This is a genomic window from Gloeotrichia echinulata CP02 (genome assembly GCA_038087035.1).
GTDB classification, from domain to species: domain Bacteria; phylum Cyanobacteriota; class Cyanobacteriia; order Cyanobacteriales; family Nostocaceae; genus Gloeotrichia; species Gloeotrichia echinulata.
Map to the genome: position 1 here is coordinate 4,230,828 of CP051187.1, position 16,582 is coordinate 4,247,409.

The window sequence follows — 16,582 nt, forward strand, 5'->3', positions numbered from 1 at the left end:
TCTGCACGGTGCGTCAGACAGATTATTTTTGGAACAATATTACTAATTTTCTGGTTCTGACGCACCCTACTTTTCATTCCCCATTCTCCAGATTACTTATTAGCAGTTGCTGCTTGTTGTGGCGTAATAGTAACATTGATATTAAATGGTAATTTTTGTGGTTTTTCTCTATCACCCCAAACCAAATCACCAGTCAATTGATATTCACCTGCAGCAACTTTTTTATCTTTTTCTAAAAAGTTAATCAGAATATTTCTTTCTTTGCCAGCAATTACCGTAAAATCTTTACTATCTCCCTTTGCTATCGTCGTCCCCCCTTGTTTCAGAGTCCAAATGGCGTTAGGAAATGTTGAAGCATTACCCTTGTTGCTGACTAACAAAACAATTTGCTTACTTTCAGGATTAAAACTAGCACTCTGCACGGTTAAATTTGGCGCTGTCTGTCCCAGACGGACATACATAGTAATCCCAAAGCGGGGTTTAATTCCTACTGAATATTGTCCTTGGGTTTGTACTTGTTCTAAACCTTCAGTAAAAATTACGGCGCGATATTCTCCTGATGCGGTACTAGGAAGAAATTGAGAAACTAGACGAATGCGGCGAGTTTGTCTGGGTGCAATGACTACTTCACGGGGTGAAAATGTGAGAAAAGGAGTTAAGTCTTGAAGATTAGATTTTTCGGATACAAATCCATCGCGATTATAGGTAAAAGGTTCAGCATAAATGCGACCACGAAATTCTTCACTTCCTCCATTGCTAATTTCAATAATTCCTCTGGCTTGACCTTGTTCAGCGGTGGATTCAATTATTAGTGGGGAATAGCGAATTTGTGCTTGAGCGATTCCTGGGAGTAATGCGATAGTGGAAATAGCAAGAGTGCTCAATAAAGGTAGGAATTTTTGGCTAAATTTAAGCATAGGTAATTGTGAATTAATAATCGTAGGGTGCGTGACGCAGCGATAAATATTGTAGGCTACTCCCTTTCCGCTGGAAGATTACCGCAATAATTTTGATCTCACGCAAAGGCGCAAAGGCGCATTCGCGGAGCGTCTCGCAGAGAAGAAGGAAAATTATAGGTAATCTTAGACCGGGAAGGGAGTAAGACTTGTGGCGTCACGCACCATTCTTTAAATGTGACACTAGCGTAAGTCCTGGTGAATAAACAGCAAATAAACCACAGATGAACATAGATAAACACCAATTTTCTGTGTTTATCTGTGGTTAAATCTCCAAAACATCAAGTTTTGATTTCCCCTTAGCAAAATCAAGAGAATAAGGAGAAATCGTTAAACAATTAGGTGAAAAGATGATTAATTTGGTGTGGCTGTCAGGGTAAAGTAATAGGCGTATGACCCATTGGGTAAGCCAGGACCAGAGTTACCAGCGTTGGTAACTAAGCCAATTTCATAAGGAATGCTAGCACTGGGTGTTAAGGTCACTGAGGAATTGGCAACATAACTACCATTTTTCCAAATGTTAGTGCCACCAACCTTTAAGTATTCCCCGGTATAGGTGCTAAGATTGCGTGCTGTCAACACTTGGCCTAGCCCTCCATTGCTATAACCACTAAATCCATAGGGAGCAGCAGAAATTTGCACGTTACCATTGTTGTTACAAGTTACTCCTACTATTCCTGTCCAAGTGATACTTTGAGGGATCACCCCAGATGAGTTAAATTGAACTGTACCAGCATTATTTGAGTAACCGGAGTTATTGAAATTACAGTCAACGTTAATACTTTGACTTGCAGTTAAAGTAGCTGTTCCTGCATAGGATGTGCCAGCATAAGAGGCGATTCCTAATGCAGTTAAACTAGACACAAATAAGACTTTACGCAGTAACTTTTGCATGGTTTTGGTAATGTTTTGATTTCTGTTAATGCACTGTACTCTGTCGGGGGAATAATACTGCTCGGTTAAGCAAATGAGAATAGCTGAAACCATTTAAATATCCTCTCTAAAAGGGCTTAACCGAGAAGTATTTGGACTGGGAATTGCAAAGTGAGAGAAGAAAAAACTCCCTCATCTCTACCCCATCCGGTGATTAATTTGGTGTGGCGGTCAGGGTAAAGGTGTAACCGTAGCTACCATTGCGTAAGCCAGGACCAGATGTACCAGGAGTAGTACTTAATACGGCAACGTAGGGTATGCTGGCACTAGGTGGTACTGTAACTGAGCTTTCTGCAGTATAAAAATCGCCTTGTTTCCAGATATTAGTGCCACCAACACTTAAGTATTCTCCCTTGTAAGTCGGCAGTGCGCGAGCGGCGGTCACTGGTGAACTTACACTAGGAGATGAAGTGCTAACTTGGACGTTACCGCCATGATTACAACTTATTCCTACATAACCTTCCCAGGTGATACTTTCAGCAAAATTATCTACTACACTAACTACGCCAGAAGAATTGTTGTATACGTAACTGTTGAAAGCGCAGTCAATGGCAATGGTACTACTCAGGTTTAAATTAGCGTTTCCTGCATAGGATGCACCAGCGCAAGATGCGATTCCTAAAGCAGTTAAACTAGACACAACTAAGGCTTTACGCAGTAGGTTTTGCATATTTTGTTGCCCGAAAAGTTTTACGTAAAAATACTAATTTTTCTGTATACAAATAAAAAGAGTATATATACTTAAGTAATTCTTTTTTACCTAGGAATTTATCTATTCAAAATTTAAAATACCTATAAATAATCTATTTGACTAATATATTATTTTGTGATATGTAAATCGCCAAGGTTGTCACGACTAGGACTACCCCCAATACTGCTCGGTTAAGGAAAATCGTAGGTTGGGTTGAGGAACGAAACCCAACCTACGTGGGTTAAGGTTTTTGGGCTTAACCGAGCAGTATTGGGACTACCCCTTTCAAGGTGACTCGTAAAATCCGGTTTTTTCTCTGCGCTGTCTGCGGACTCTGCGGTTAAAAAGTCATTTATTTAACTACCGAGACACAGCACTTCGGCTACGCTCAGTGACCGGCACAGAGAGAAGAGATGAAAAAGAGATTTTTTGAGCAAAATTTTTACCCACCTTGAAAGGGCTACTCCTAATAACGTCGATTTCAATCAGCAAAAAGGCAGATTGTTTACTCATTTTGGTGTTTAATGCAAGCAAAAAGCAAAAAGGCATATTGCTTTCTCAATTCTCTTGTTTGCTAACGGCGTAATTTATCTCTTCTATAATACCGAATCAAAAATCTGTTGCACGGTCAAGTTTAACTGCGCCAAAGTAGGCGATACGATACGATCATTATCCCTAAACGGGGTCATTTGATATTCCCCGTCAATTAATTCGCACACAAAAATTGTCGGGACTTTGGGATTACCAATAAACTTGCGTCCACCCAACGCAGCATAGTCTACAATCCAGTATTCGGCAATGCCCATACCTTCATAATCCCGCAGTTTATCGTAGTAGTCATCTTGCCAGTTGCTACTAACTACTTCAACTATTAGTTTGACCGAACTAGCATTATGGATAACTGATTCTTTTTTCCACCGCGTCTCAGTGTCAATAGTTTCTTGATTTAAAACAATAATGTCCGGTTCGTACCCTGACTTATCGCGCTGCGGTTTAATAATAGATTCTTTAGGTATAGTCCAGATACCGCGCTTACCCATCTCTCTAATTGTGATGAGTAATTCTTCAATCAAAAAACCAGCCAAATCAGAATGCTCCCCTTTAGGTTTAGGCATTTCAACAATCACCCCATCATGCAATTCGTAACGTACTTCTGAGTTTTCTGGATACCATTCGATAAATTCATCGAAGGTAAATAGTTTTAGTTCGGCTTGTGTTTGGGTCATAACGTGCTTTGGATTATGCGTTATCATGAATTTTAACGCATAACAAAATTACTCTATATATAATATAGTTTTTTTGGCGTCGTTGAATAATCTGTAGGGGCGCAAGGCCTTGCGCCCCTACCCACAATCGTCCTCACATAGCCTATAAAATGGGTGTTATTCCCTATTCGCAACTCTCCATCCTATTAGGGGTCAGAGCTTCAATTCTGCCCTAGATTATGCGTTATCATGAATTTTAACGCATAACAAAATTACTCTATATATAATACAATATAGTTCAGTTAGGCTCGAATGGTATACAGTGTAGGGGCACGGCATCCAAAATCTTTTCTTCTAATGACAATTTTATTCGTGCCGTGCCCCTACGACAATTTTCCTTAACTGAACTGTATTGATATGTAATATAGTTTTTTTGGCGTCGTTGAATAATCTATAGGGGCGCAAGGCCTTGCGCCCCTACCCACAATCGTCCTCACATAGCCTATCAAATGGGTGTTATCCCCTATTCGCAACTCTCCATCCTATTAGGGGTGAGAGCATCAATTCTGCCCTACAGGTAGCAAGCGCCGCGATACAATTGCTTTCAATTTCAAGTTAGTCAATTGCATGATTGCTTTGAGCAAATCTTGCTGTTCTGCTTGCAAATTCAGCTTTTCTAAAGCCTGATTCAAGTTGTTACCATGTCGCAGATTATGAGCAAGTTGGGCACGTTGTGATGAGTCTAAAATAGCCAGAATTTCGCGATTTCTTCGTTGACGCACAGCCTGCATTTGTTGACGTTCTTGGGGAGTCAGGTCAATTTCTGTATCTGATGTGGTCGCTGTGGCAATAATTGTGGTATTGATAGCCTCGAATTGAGTTGGTGCTGCTAAGGCAATTCCAGGTATGAAGAAGATCACGGCAAGAATAGTAGCTAATATAGTTAGTCGTTTTGTGAAGTTACTTGACATGTTGATAAATTCCTGAATCACACTAAAAGTTGAGATACAATCAATAAACTCTGGATTTTCCCGCCCAATAGGGGATCGTGTCTGAGTATCTTGTAGGGTGCGAAATATGTGAGAAATTGCTGATGATCAACAGATTTTTGACATCTGACGCACCCTACTGATGTGCTTAGTCAGCAGATACCATAAATATTATCCAGGTTTAGGGAACCGAAAAAATAGATTATGTCTGATGTCATCCAGTTAGATCTTGCCTAGCTTTGCTACCAGAAAATGCTTGCTGTAAACAACTGAGAGGGTGTTTTAAAAGTATTTTTGGTAAGATTTAAGTCTCAAAAACTTAACCCAGGACTTACTTACGTGTGACATTTAAAGAATGGTGCGTGACGCGATAAGTCAAGTAAGCTGCGTACAATATTTATCGCAGCGTCACGCACCCTACGATTATTAATGTGCCCCCAGAGTAGGTCTGATAAACCAATAAGTCAAACGCCCCACCGCCGAATTGGGTGGGGTAAGGCGGATTTACTCTGACCTTTTCATTCTGTCAATTTCTCGTTGCAATTCTTCAATTTGACGACGCAAGTTTTCTGCGTCATTTTGCGGAGTTTGGGCATCAACATTTACAGCACCGGTAGCAGGCGTTGGCGTAGCCGGCCATCGGCATCGCTGATAGTTTCCCTGGCGAATTTGCTGGAATTCTTCTGATACTGCCCATGCCCGTAAATAATGTAACCGCTCTACAGGGAATGGATGACTCAGCATCATACCTTGACCGCCATTATAAATCAAAAATTTGTAGACTTGATTTAGTCCGTCTGCATCGAGTGCCTGATAATTTTCTGATTGCTTGATAAACTCTTGTAAACTGCATTCATTGGCATATTTTATACTCCCACCAGAAATTTTCATCATCGTGGACATGACTGGATTCAAGTCATCTATGACCAAAAGCGCCGCCCTGTCTGCCGATAACTCAGCTTTGCGCCGCCATTCAAAAAAGGCATAAATCAAGGCTTGAGTCACAAAATTACCTATGCCAAAGGTTAATTCACCTAGGGCAGAAGCAGCATTCATTGCCCACATCGCCATTTGAATTAAAATAGTATGACCACATTTAATATGCCCCAGTTCATGGGCTAGCACGGCCCGAATTTCGATTTCGTCAAGTAAATCTAGTATCCCTGTATTTATGACTATGTAAGGATTCTCTTGTCCCAGAGCATAGCTATTTGCTTGGGGATTTTGCGAGACAAATATTGCAGGTTCGGGATAAATGTCTAAATCTCGCACACATTCCCGAAAGATCTGGTAAATAGTGGAATATTGACGCGGCCCAACTTGGATGGTGTTGCCCATTAAATAGACTAACTGAGGGCGTTCATAGACAAATTCCACAAATTTACGAGCTATTAAATCAAATCCCGGTAAATTCCGTAAAGCTTGCTCGGCTTGGCGATCCAGTGGATGTCTGAAGGCTTCGCTGGAAATTCCTGTGTAAGTTGGCATAATTATTCAAGGGAATAGATGATTGGTCAAGGGTCAAAGGTCAAGGGTCAAGGGTCAAGGGTCAAGGGTCAAGGGTCAAGGGTCAAGGGTCAAGGGTCAAGGGTCAAGGGTCAAGGGTCAAGGGTCAAGGGTCAAGGGTCAAGGGTCAAGGGTCAAGGGTCAAGGGTCAAGGGTCAAGGGTCAAAGGACAACTGACTAATGACTAATGACTAATGACTAATGACTAATGACTAATGACTAATGACTAATGACTAATGACTAATGACTAATGACAAGATAATAGAAGTGGGGCTTTGTAAGTAAAAATCACTTTGTATGGGATAAAAGCGTGTGATTGAGGCTGAAGTTCATTTGTCACTACATAACTTCCTGCGATCGCAGGCGGGGTTCCCTTCCTGGCCTCATCATTTGACGATGGCACGGTTGGTAGCACGCGCTTTGCGATTGGGACGTAGCGCCTTAATTCAGGTGGGGGCGGTTTGTGGCTATCAAGGGCGATATCGCACTAGTTTTGTGGCATCGGCATTGATGTGGCATGGCCCTGTAATTATTGTGGCTCCTGAAGTAGTACAGCAACGCCTGCTCAAAGTAGAGATTCCCCGACTACAGCAGTGGTTAGCAGCCAAAAAACCAATCAGAACAGGTGACGATTGGCCTAGTGCTGAGTTCCAAGGATTACTGCTTACCTCCCCCGAAGCTTGGTTAAGAGGGCAGTTCGCTGCTAATCAACATTTTCCCCCGGACATTCCGACAATTATTGATGGGGTAGATGATTTAGAAGATTGGGTACGTCTTCAGCTGACCCAAGATATTCAAACCCATGACTGGGATCAACTCATGCTTGCTTGTCCCCAACAAGCTGATGTAATTCGTGCTGCACGGGTGCAATTGACACACGAGGTGTTTCAGCATCCGGCTAATCCCCATGAGTGTTATCTGATTTCCCAGCCAGAAATAGAGATTCTGCAAGGTCTATTTCTGGCTTTAGATTCAGCGGTGCTTCCAGATTCCTGGATGCAATTCTGGCATCTATTCCAAAATATCAATCAAAACTCTTCCCCTCCTCCCCTCCTCTGGTCTACTATTGACCGTCGTCCAGGGTTATTTTCATTACACTGTTCCCCGATTGAATTAGCGAAAATACTCTTGCCAATTTGGCAGCGTCAACCTGTAGTCTTTGTTGGCAGCGCTTTAGAACCAGAAACTGAGGCGCCTTTGTTTCGCCAGCGCCTGGGTTTAGAGGATGTGACTTGTCTGAAGTTCTCGTCTGATAGTCAAGGGGAAGCTATTCAACTGTATGTACCCTATCAGTTACCCCTACCCAACACGCCAGAATTTCAAGCAGCATTTATTCACAAAGTCCGCACACTCCTGTGTCTGGGTGCGACAGCACCAGGATTAACTGTGGTTTTGGTAGGGGATGTGCCACTCAAAGCTCAATCCGGGGCAATTCTGGCTTCTGAGTTTGGTTCGCGGGTGCAGGTAGAAAAAACTTGTTTGGATGAAAATGGTATTTTAATCAGTGGTTGGGAATTTTGGCGAGAACATCAAAGTGTCTTGCCAGCACCTCATCTATTAATTATTGCTACTTTACCCTTGCCATCCTTGGAAAATCCCCTAGTCGCTGGTAGGGTAGCTTATTATAAGCGATCGCATCAAGATTGGTTTCGATTATATTTGTTACCCGCCGCTTTAAATGAATTGCAACGGGCGATCGCACCAGTACGAGAAAATCAAGGTATTGTTGCTTTACTCGATAGTCGTGTGGTTAACCGTAGCTACGGCGCTCAAATTCTCTCAGCCCTCAGTCCTCTAGCACGCATCAACTATCTCGACCCAAGTTTATTCTCCAATACCAATGAGCTTGATGACGCTTGAGCGTCTAGGGTGTCTTTGATAGCACCATTGAAAGTTCGTTTATGGACTCTTCAACAATCCCCCGGCTTCAGACGTGGGGAATATCAAGATAAACTTATAACCGAAGTAGAATTTTAAATTTTTAATTGCTGATTATGGGTGAAGCAAAGCGTCGTAAAACCACACTGGGAGAAAATTACGGTCAAGATACTCGGATTTTACCCTGGGTCCCCATCACCAAAAACCAAGCCGAACTATTTGTCAATTGGACTACTCGTGGCGCCTGGATAGGCATTGGCGTTATGGTTGTTGCATGGGTGACTATCCGTTTCATCGGTCCTGCTTTCGGCTGGTGGCACGTAGTCTGATCAGCTAATACACCTCCTTCAACTGGTTGACGGTTGACATTTAGCAGTTAACCGTCAACCATCAACAGCTATTTGTAGCTTACTAAAATGCCCGCGCTAATTGTACATAATCTGCAAGGGTAAAAATATTGGCGAAATGGCAACATAGTTTTGCTGAGTTTAGTTATTCTCAGTATTAAGTCCATCTAGTTGAGGGTTAATCAACAGTAGCTGAAAAGCTAACAATGAATAGCCTCGCCGCGTAAGTCCTGTTTATGACACAGTTTTTACAGGAAAATAAATAACACAGAGGCCTACCAGAGAATACCAGGCTATTAAAACGTCTTAAAACTACCTTAGACCCTGTATCAATAGCGAATCCTGCTGCAAATAGCCAATAAAAATGGAATATGTAGCTTTTCCATACTTGACTCCTGCGAAATTTGAGTTACTCTTAAAGCGGATCGCTCCTAGTAACCATCTACGCTCCTGATAGGTTTGTCTAAAGAAAGTCTTAAATTTAGCAGTTCTGTCTGATGTTTTAAATGTCAAAACTGAATAGTTTGATACGGCAGGGCAAACCGTTATCTACTAGGGTAGGCAAGGTAGTCAATTAATGATTCCTTATATATCAGGTAATTGTAATGAATAGTCTACAATACCAGTGGATGAGAAAATCTAAAGAAAATGTAAAAGTAACTCAAATGACTGTGGTGTCTGGAGGAAAAATATGTTTCTGAGACTAGCACATCAACATCGGCAATTTGTCCAAGATCTGGTGATGAACCTACAAGCCTTGGCAATTGTACTAGAGCGCCGGGGATATCCGGCCTCCTGTTATACCTGTGGCGACCAGATGAATAGTGCTTCATTTATGGTTAGCTTGGGAGACAACCACCTGATTCGGTTTTTAGTCTCCGATTACGGGATTACTTGGACAGAGATGCGGGATGACCGTGAATTAATGAAATTAGAGGGTGCAGAGGCAATTAGTCAACTAGAGGAACTTGCCAATATTGTCAAGCAATCTACGCCAGCCCCTACAAGTAATAAGTCCCTTGCCAAAAAGTTGTAATCATTCTGGCGTGAGCGAAAATTTGGGTCTAAAACCCCGTCCTTCTAGGACGGCTAACCCTTAATTTTTGCTACAATAGAATAAGGTCGCCATAGGGCATTGGGAGACTGTAAACGGACGTGGAGAGTAATCTCCTAGGTATCTCAAAAAAAGAATTATTCACCTGTCACGCATCCGAGAATATATGTTGGGACGTTCCAGGATGCGTCACTCTGACAGTAATATATAATTTAAAATTATTCATTACTTTGTGGAGTTTCCCGTCGCTTTCAATGAACGACTATCGAGAAACTTGAAATATGTCTGAAGAAAAACCAACCCAACCACAACTACCACAAACCAGTGCGATTGACGTTACCTCGAATCAAGCATTTGAGAATTGGTTTGAATACCCTATAAGAGTGCAACCACACCACACTGACTATGTCGGTATTGTCTGGCATGGTTCTTATATAACTTGGATGGAAGAAGCACGTATAGAATGCTTACGATCAATAGGCATTGAATTTGCCGATTTAGTAGCTATAGGTTGTGATTTACCAGTTGTAGAACTTTCGGTGCGCTATCACCGTTCAATTCAGTTAGGTATTTCAGCAGTGGTCAAAACCCGCATGGCTGAAGTAACTGGTGTTCGCATCAATTGGGATTATGCAATTGTCTCCACTGATGGACAAGAATTATTTGTAACTGCTAAGGTGACTTTAGTTGCATTAGATCGCGAAAAAGGCAAAATTATGCGTCAATTGCCTCCAAGTTTCAAAAATGCATTGGCAAAGGTTTCAAGCTTACATAAGCAATGACCAATGACAATTGAGGATCTTCCTACTTTCCCCCGCTTATTTTTGATAAAGTTTGAGGTAACTGCATTATCTGCTCCCAAATATCTTGTGGAGTAATGCCAAAAACAAGATGTAATAAGACCAGAATCGCCGCTACAGTAAAGGCGGTTTTCACGGTCATTTTTACTACTTTAAATAATATTACGAATACGATCCAAGCTAAAATTAGGGTAATAAAAATCATAAATATCAATTCCTTGGTAATCGCCTTTGTTTAATAATTAATAGTTAACTGTTATCAGTCTCAGCATACCCCTAATAAATTTTGATTCTTGACTGTTTGCTGATTTAAGAGGGGATTTATTTGTAACTAGTAAATTTTTGAAATGGCAAGCAGCACTGCACAAATGATATTAAGGTGTAAGCATCATCCCTTAGATTATATCAGAATCAGACATAATGAATAGTAAGCTAGAAAACTATTTTTGTGAAATTACTGAAAATATTCTTATTAGGACTTACGCAACTGTCATATTTTTTTTGCGGTCTTTGATTTGTTCGTAGTTGCGCCTTAGCGCTCCGACAACCAAGAGCGCTATTAGCGCAGCTTTCCCATAGGGTAGCGCAACTCCGAACAACCCATAAAAATTAATGGGACTGGCTGTCTAGTACTTTAGCGTAGAGAAATAATCCGCGAGGAAGTTTCTAATTTTTCACTGGCTGCTAAAACTTCTTGTCGTGCCCATTTATCTGCTGCCAAAATGTCATCTAAAGAAGGATTTATACAGTTATCATTTTGATGGCGATCGCACACCAATTCGATACAACGGGGAATATCTAAAAAGTGGATTTTCTCTGCTAAAAATAATGCCACAGCTTGTTCATTTGCGGCATTCAATACAGCCGGCATTGATCCGCCTGCTTTACCCACTGCATAAGCCAGTCCCATACAAGGATACTTCTGATGGTCTGGTTCACGGAAGGTTAAATTTCCCGCTTTGACCAAATCCAGTCGTTCCCAGTCTGTGTAGATGCGATCTGGCCAAGATAAAGCATACAGTAAAGGTAAACGCATATCCGGCCAACCGAGTTGGGCTAAAACTGAAGTATCTTGCAGTTCAATCAGTGAGTGAATAATGCTCTGGGGATGGATGACAATCTCGATATTTTCGTAATCCAAACCAAACAGAAAGTGAGCCTCAATCACTTCCAGCCCTTTATTCATCAATGTAGCAGAATCTACCGTGATTTTCCGCCCCATTGACCAGTTAGGATGCTTAATGGCATCGGCTACAGTCACTTCGGCTAACTTGGCTACATCCCAATCGCGGAAAGCGCCACCAGATGCGGTGAGCAATATTTTCCGCAAGCCACCTTTGGGAAGACCTTGGAGGCATTGAAATATCGCCGAATGCTCAGAATCTGCTGGTAGTATTTTTACCTGATGTTTGTCAATTAAGGGTAAAACCACGGGGGCACCAGCAATCAGGGTTTCTTTATTTGCTAAAGCGATATCTTTACCAGCTTCAATAGCAGCGATTGTCGGTAGCAACCCAGCACAACCAACAATACCAGTGACCACCGTTTGAGCATCACCATAGCGAGCGACTTCAATCACTCCGGCTTCCCCAGCTAGTAAAATCGGCTGGGGATCAACGTCTTTGATAGCAGCTTGCAGCGCAGGCAATTTTTCTTCTGACCAAATTGCTGCTATACTCGGTCGAAATTGCCGAATTTGCGTAGCCAACATTTCGACATTGCTTCCTGCAGCCAATCCCACAATCCGAAACTGATCTGGGTACTGAGCCACAATATCCAAAGTCTGAGTACCGATGGAGCCGGTGGAACCAAGAAGAGTAATCGCTTTCACAATTGCTTTCGTATTTACAAACAATTTCCACTATAAATTGCTGCGGACTGTTTAATTAAGTTTGGATGTATTTAATTTACTCGCCCTAGGCGGATGGGGAATGGGAAAATGGAGACTTGACTCTTGACTCTTGACTCTTGACTCTTGACTCTTGACTCTTGACTCTTGACTCTTGACTCTTGACTCTTGACTCTTGACTCTTGACTCTTGACTCTTGACTCTTGACTCTTGACTCTTGACCCTTGACTCTTGACCCTTGTGAATATCTTATGGAAAAAGACTTTTACCTACAATATGCAGCCGTTGAAGATCAGCATTGGTGGTTTGTCGGTCGCCGTCGCATTGTCGAGCAAATCATTGGTAAACTGAATTTAGGGCATAATTCCCAAATTTTGGAAGCGGGTTGTGCTACTGGTGGAAATTTAAAGATGCTAGCTCATCACGGTCAAATTTCTGCAATGGAGTTAGATGAAGTTGCGTGTGAGTTAGCCAATGAACGGGGAATTACTCAAGTTAAATTAGGTAGTTTACCTGATAAAATTCCCTTCACAAACGAGTATGACCTCATCGTTATTCTAGATGTTATAGAACATATTGATGATGATTTAGCAGCGTTAAAGACTTTATATTCAAGATTAAAGCCGGGAGGTTGGTTGTTAATTACAGTTCCTGCGTACCAATTTTTATGGAGTCAACATGATGAAGTCAATCACCACAAACGCCGCTATGTTTTACGAGGTTTAAAGCAGGTGGTGAAACTGGCTGGCTACACTGTACGTCACAGCAGCTACTTTAACGCTTTTCTATTTCCCATTGTTGCTGCAGTGCGAATTATACGAAATTTGTTACACCTTGAAGGTAATTCTTCCAGTAGCAGTGACTTAGTTTTACCAGCGAAACCTATCAATCAATTTTTGACTTTTTTATTTGCCGGTGAACGTCATTTAATCAATCGTTTCAGCTTACCATTTGGTGTATCTATTTTACTTTTGGCACAGAAACCCAGATAAATGAATTTATAATAATCCTATGGTGGGCATTGCCCACCCTACAAATAACCAATGACTAATAACCAATGACAAATAACCAATGACAAATGACAAATGACAAATGACAAATGACAAATGACATTTACAAAATAAACTTAATTTTTCGCGCAGCATGTAAACACATACCCAGCAAAACTAACCCCTCACGAAAATGTGAAATATTAGATTTACCATAAGTTCGTTCTTGATATCTCACCGGCACTTCTACTAAATGTAAATTTAACTTTGCAGCCCCAAATAGCAAATCAAAGTCTCCAAAAGGGTCAAAATCTCCAAAATAATTCCGGTTATTAGCTATTCGTTGATAATCTTCTCTCCATAAAACCTTTGTGCCGCAAAGTGTATCTTTGATGTTTTGTCCCAGCAAAAATGAGAATATCAAGGCAAAAAACTTATTAGCTACTGAGTTTAACCAAGGCATTGCTTGATTAGAATAAGGATAAACTAAGCGAGAACCGTTGATAAACTCACCACGATTTGTAGCTATTACTTCTACAAATTTGATTAACTCTTCTGGCTGGACTGTTAAATCAGCATCTAGAATAATTAAAATATCTCCAGTTGCTTCATTAAAACCCAAGCGCACTGCATCTGCTTTACCCTTATTAGTTTGTTGAAATGCTTTTAAGGTGAAATTACCTTGATAATTTTGGACTAATTGTTGAATTTGCTCCCAAGTATCATCTTTTGAATGTCCTTCAACAAATATCACCTCAGTTTGTTTTCCTAGTTGGGGTAAACGTTCTATAGCAGCAGGAATATTTCCGGCTTCATTTCTGGCGGGAATAATCACACTCACTGTGTAGTCTTGCACTTTTTCAGAATTACCATACCAAGCAGGGCGTGCTACGACATAATTAGTTAAACCCAGATGATTAATCACTGGTAACTGGCTAAAGTAACGGTTGATCAAATCAGAAATTACAGGAATGCGTTTGGGAATTAAAAACCGCCTACCTATTTTTACAGATTGATAACCTGTAATAGACAGCAAATTAATAATATCATTCATCGACAGCCAGTTTTGCGGAGGCTGGGGACGCCGCTGATGAATGCGTTCTGCAAAACGCAGTATGGGTTCCCACAAAAAGTTATGAAATGTGAGGATAATTCTCGTGCGGGGATGACAAAATATCTGTAAATGCTGGAGAACTAATTGAATATCTGTGAGATAACCAAGGACTCCGGAAAGAATTATAAAGTCAAATTTTACAGAGGATAGAGAACTATTTTTAATAAACTCTTGGTTAATATTTTCAGCATCCAGACAATAAAAAGACAGTGAGGGATATTTCTCTTCTGCAATTGTGATGACCTGTGGAGATAAATCAATACCTACTCCCAATTTAGGATTAAGTGATGCCAATAAATCACCAGTTCCACAACCAATTTCTAATACATTACTCTCGGTTGGAATCAGAAATTTATGCAAATTTTGGATATCTTGATAATAATATTTATTGCGTAGATTCCACCAGTCTAAATCAAGTGCAATTTCATCAAAGTTTCTTTTAGTCTTTTCTTTAACTAGGTGATTATACATTAGTTATTTTTCCATCTTTATTCAATGACAAATGACCAATCACGACCCTCTCCTGTCCCAAACGGCGTAGGGGCGCAAGGCTTGCGCCCTTACTTTATTTGCTCCGCCTACTTATGAATTAATTTCCAACCTTTGACAGTGCCTATATTTTGGTATTGATTTATAAATTTTACAGGAATCCTGGGACTAATCCAGGCATAACTGTTAGCTGGTAATTTTTGAAGTTGTAGAGTTTTACCTAAATGTGTAGTATAAAATGTAAGCAATATATGACTTTGAGAAATTTCTCCATCTGAATAATTATTCTCGACAGACTGACTGGAATTAGGTTGAGTATCCGGTGGCGTTTCTACAACAAAATTGATGGGATGGTCAGCGATAATTTGAGCAATTGCTGGCTGCTGAATAGATATTCTAAATTCTGAAGTTCTATCTCCCCAAGCACCAATCAATCCCAGGGCTGCTATGGTTAACCAAGGAGATATTAACCAGCTAGCAAGCCAAGATTTAGCTGGCAAAACTTGGCGATTTTTCCAGGTTATACTTATCGTTGACCACCCACTACCTAAAATTATGCCTATAATCCCATAGGTTTTGATATTGGTAATTTTATTTATCCCAAATAAATCAAAGTTTAAATTAATCAATGAACCGATAATAACTAATAAAATTCCCAAACCAGTAAAGGCATAAAATAGCCAAGATATCAACTGATGTAAATTATATTTACGAGCGCGATAAATATCCTCAAAATCATCAAAAGCCACACCGGCTAATAGTGCCATAAAAGGTAGCAACTGTAACGGATAATAGGGTGTACGTGTACGGAAAAGATTTAACAGTAAAAATAAGATTATTGGATAACCTAAAACTACAATTTTTCCCGAATAATTAATTAATTTTGGTGATTTATGCCAAACAGATACCGCACCAATAATACTAAAAAGTGCCCAAGGAAACGTATTGAGGGGAATATTCCAAAAATAATACAATAGACCTGGGTTATATGTATCATTTGATGACAAGAATAGCAGCTTCCCAAACAAATCTTGTACTGGTGATAAACCGCCATATTTTAAGCAACTGAGTCCTAACCAAGCTACTACTGGTATTATCCCAATAACTAAACCAATATAAATTCCCAGGTTTGATAAATGCCGATGGTCACGATTTTTCAACAAGATATAAGGAGCGATAGCCACGATTGGCAAGACAATCATGAATCCCTTAATCAGGAAGCCTAACCCAATCGTTGTACCTGCTAATATTCCCCAAAAAAATCTTTGCTTTTTCTGATTATATTCTAACTGTTCAGCAGACAATAAAGCCCAAATTCCAATTAATTCAATGCAGACTAAGGCAATATTTTGATTTCCCATACGGGATTCTGATATCCATATTCCCATCAAACAGAGAATAATGGCTCCTATCCAAGCAACTTGTCGATTTAAAAGAATTTTGCCTATTTCATAAGTAAGCAAAACACTAATGGTACAAGCAATGATAGTAGGCAACCGGACGCTAAATTCATTAATACCAAAAAATTGAGAAGCTAGAGCAATTAACCATTGAATTCCAATGGTGCGATCGTAGACAGGTGTACCCCACCATTGGGGTGTGAGCCAATCTTGTGTTTCCAATATCCAACGAGCCTGGGTGGCGTAGTAACCTTCATCATGGGCTAACAGGCTTTGATTACCATTGCTAAACAGCAACAGCGATAAAGTTAAGAATAATAAGGTTAAACGTTGATGCTGATTGACGAAACCATGTAACATGATTCTTACCATTGCGGCCTAG

The 16,582-nt window shown here is 40.5% G+C and carries 16 protein-coding genes; 5 read left to right on the top strand and 11 right to left on the bottom strand.

Translation table 11 applies throughout. The annotated features are described in order from the left end of the window. Positions 1 to 92 precede the first annotated feature (92 nt). The 6 genes from HEQ19_18680 to HEQ19_18705 form a co-directional block, all read right to left on the bottom strand. Positions 93 to 917, bottom strand: coding sequence for a P pilus assembly protein, chaperone PapD (locus HEQ19_18680; GenBank protein ID WYM01213.1), 825 nt, complete (start codon positions 915 to 917; stop codon positions 93 to 95). Between the two features lie 393 nt (positions 918 to 1,310). Next, on the bottom strand, positions 1,311 to 1,943 hold the full coding sequence (locus HEQ19_18685; protein ID WYM01214.1) for a hypothetical protein: 633 nt from the start codon (positions 1,941 to 1,943) through the stop codon (positions 1,311 to 1,313). A gap of 100 nt (positions 1,944 to 2,043) precedes the next feature. Further along, positions 2,044 to 2,559, bottom strand: a complete 516-nt coding sequence (locus HEQ19_18690) for a hypothetical protein (GenBank protein ID WYM01215.1) — start codon at positions 2,557 to 2,559, stop codon at positions 2,044 to 2,046. Between the two features lie 617 nt (positions 2,560 to 3,176). Continuing rightward, positions 3,177 to 3,806, bottom strand: a complete 630-nt coding sequence (locus HEQ19_18695; protein WYM01216.1) for a Uma2 family endonuclease — start codon at positions 3,804 to 3,806, stop codon at positions 3,177 to 3,179. A 539-nt stretch (positions 3,807 to 4,345) separates the two neighbouring features. Further along, a complete protein-coding gene (locus HEQ19_18700; GenBank protein ID WYM01217.1) occupies positions 4,346 to 4,756 on the bottom strand; it encodes a hypothetical protein in 411 nt (136 codons plus the stop codon). 522 nt (positions 4,757 to 5,278) lie between these two features. Further along, the gene (locus HEQ19_18705) at positions 5,279 to 6,262 is read right to left on the bottom strand and encodes a M48 family metallopeptidase (protein ID WYM01218.1); all 984 of its coding nucleotides are present in this window, start codon (positions 6,260 to 6,262) and stop codon (positions 5,279 to 5,281) included. Between the two features lie 330 nt (positions 6,263 to 6,592). Here HEQ19_18705 and HEQ19_18710 point away from each other — a divergent pair, with 330 nt between their 5' ends. The 4 genes from HEQ19_18710 (at position 6,593) to HEQ19_18725 (ending at position 10,341) form a co-directional block, all read left to right on the top strand. Further along, on the top strand, positions 6,593 to 8,140 hold the full coding sequence (locus HEQ19_18710; GenBank protein WYM01219.1) for an ATP-dependent DNA helicase: 1,548 nt from the start codon (positions 6,593 to 6,595) through the stop codon (positions 8,138 to 8,140). 134 nt (positions 8,141 to 8,274) lie between these two features. Next, positions 8,275 to 8,487, top strand: a complete 213-nt coding sequence (locus HEQ19_18715) for a DUF2839 domain-containing protein (protein ID WYM01220.1) — start codon at positions 8,275 to 8,277, stop codon at positions 8,485 to 8,487. Positions 8,488 to 9,196: 709 nt separating this feature from the next. Continuing rightward, positions 9,197 to 9,541, top strand: coding sequence for a DUF1815 family protein (locus HEQ19_18720; protein ID WYM01221.1), 345 nt, complete (start codon positions 9,197 to 9,199; stop codon positions 9,539 to 9,541). Positions 9,542 to 9,840: 299 nt separating this feature from the next. Further along, the gene (locus tag HEQ19_18725; protein ID WYM01222.1) at positions 9,841 to 10,341 is read left to right on the top strand and encodes a thioesterase family protein; all 501 of its coding nucleotides are present in this window, start codon (positions 9,841 to 9,843) and stop codon (positions 10,339 to 10,341) included. A 22-nt stretch (positions 10,342 to 10,363) separates the two neighbouring features. Here the strand turns inward: HEQ19_18725 and HEQ19_18730 are convergent, their stop codons facing one another. Both HEQ19_18730 and HEQ19_18735 read right to left on the bottom strand, forming a co-directional pair. Beyond that, positions 10,364 to 10,561 carry a hypothetical protein gene (locus tag HEQ19_18730; GenBank protein ID WYM03497.1) on the bottom strand — a complete coding sequence of 66 codons (198 nt, stop codon included), beginning with the start codon at positions 10,559 to 10,561 and terminating at the stop codon, positions 10,364 to 10,366. A 432-nt stretch (positions 10,562 to 10,993) separates the two neighbouring features. Then, a complete protein-coding gene (locus HEQ19_18735) occupies positions 10,994 to 12,190 on the bottom strand; it encodes a 1-deoxy-D-xylulose-5-phosphate reductoisomerase (GenBank protein WYM01223.1) in 1,197 nt (398 codons plus the stop codon). Positions 12,191 to 12,459: 269 nt separating this feature from the next. Between HEQ19_18735 and HEQ19_18740 the strand changes: the two genes are divergently transcribed. Further along, entirely contained in the window at positions 12,460 to 13,200 is a 741-nt protein-coding gene (locus HEQ19_18740) for a class I SAM-dependent methyltransferase (protein ID WYM01224.1), read from the top strand. Between the two features lie 6 nt (positions 13,201 to 13,206). Here HEQ19_18740 and HEQ19_18745 read toward each other — a convergent pair whose 3' ends face one another. The 3 genes from HEQ19_18745 to HEQ19_18755 form a co-directional block, all read right to left on the bottom strand. Continuing rightward, a complete protein-coding gene (locus HEQ19_18745; protein WYM01225.1) occupies positions 13,207 to 13,353 on the bottom strand; it encodes a hypothetical protein in 147 nt (48 codons plus the stop codon). After that, positions 13,322 to 14,782, bottom strand: a complete 1,461-nt coding sequence (locus HEQ19_18750) for a glycosyltransferase (GenBank protein WYM01226.1) — start codon at positions 14,780 to 14,782, stop codon at positions 13,322 to 13,324. Before HEQ19_18750 ends, HEQ19_18745 begins: the two co-directional genes overlap by 32 nt. 107 nt (positions 14,783 to 14,889) lie before the next feature. Continuing rightward, positions 14,890 to 16,560, bottom strand: a complete 1,671-nt coding sequence (locus HEQ19_18755; GenBank protein ID WYM01227.1) for a glycosyltransferase family 39 protein — start codon at positions 16,558 to 16,560, stop codon at positions 14,890 to 14,892. Positions 16,561 to 16,582: the final 22 nt, after the last annotated feature.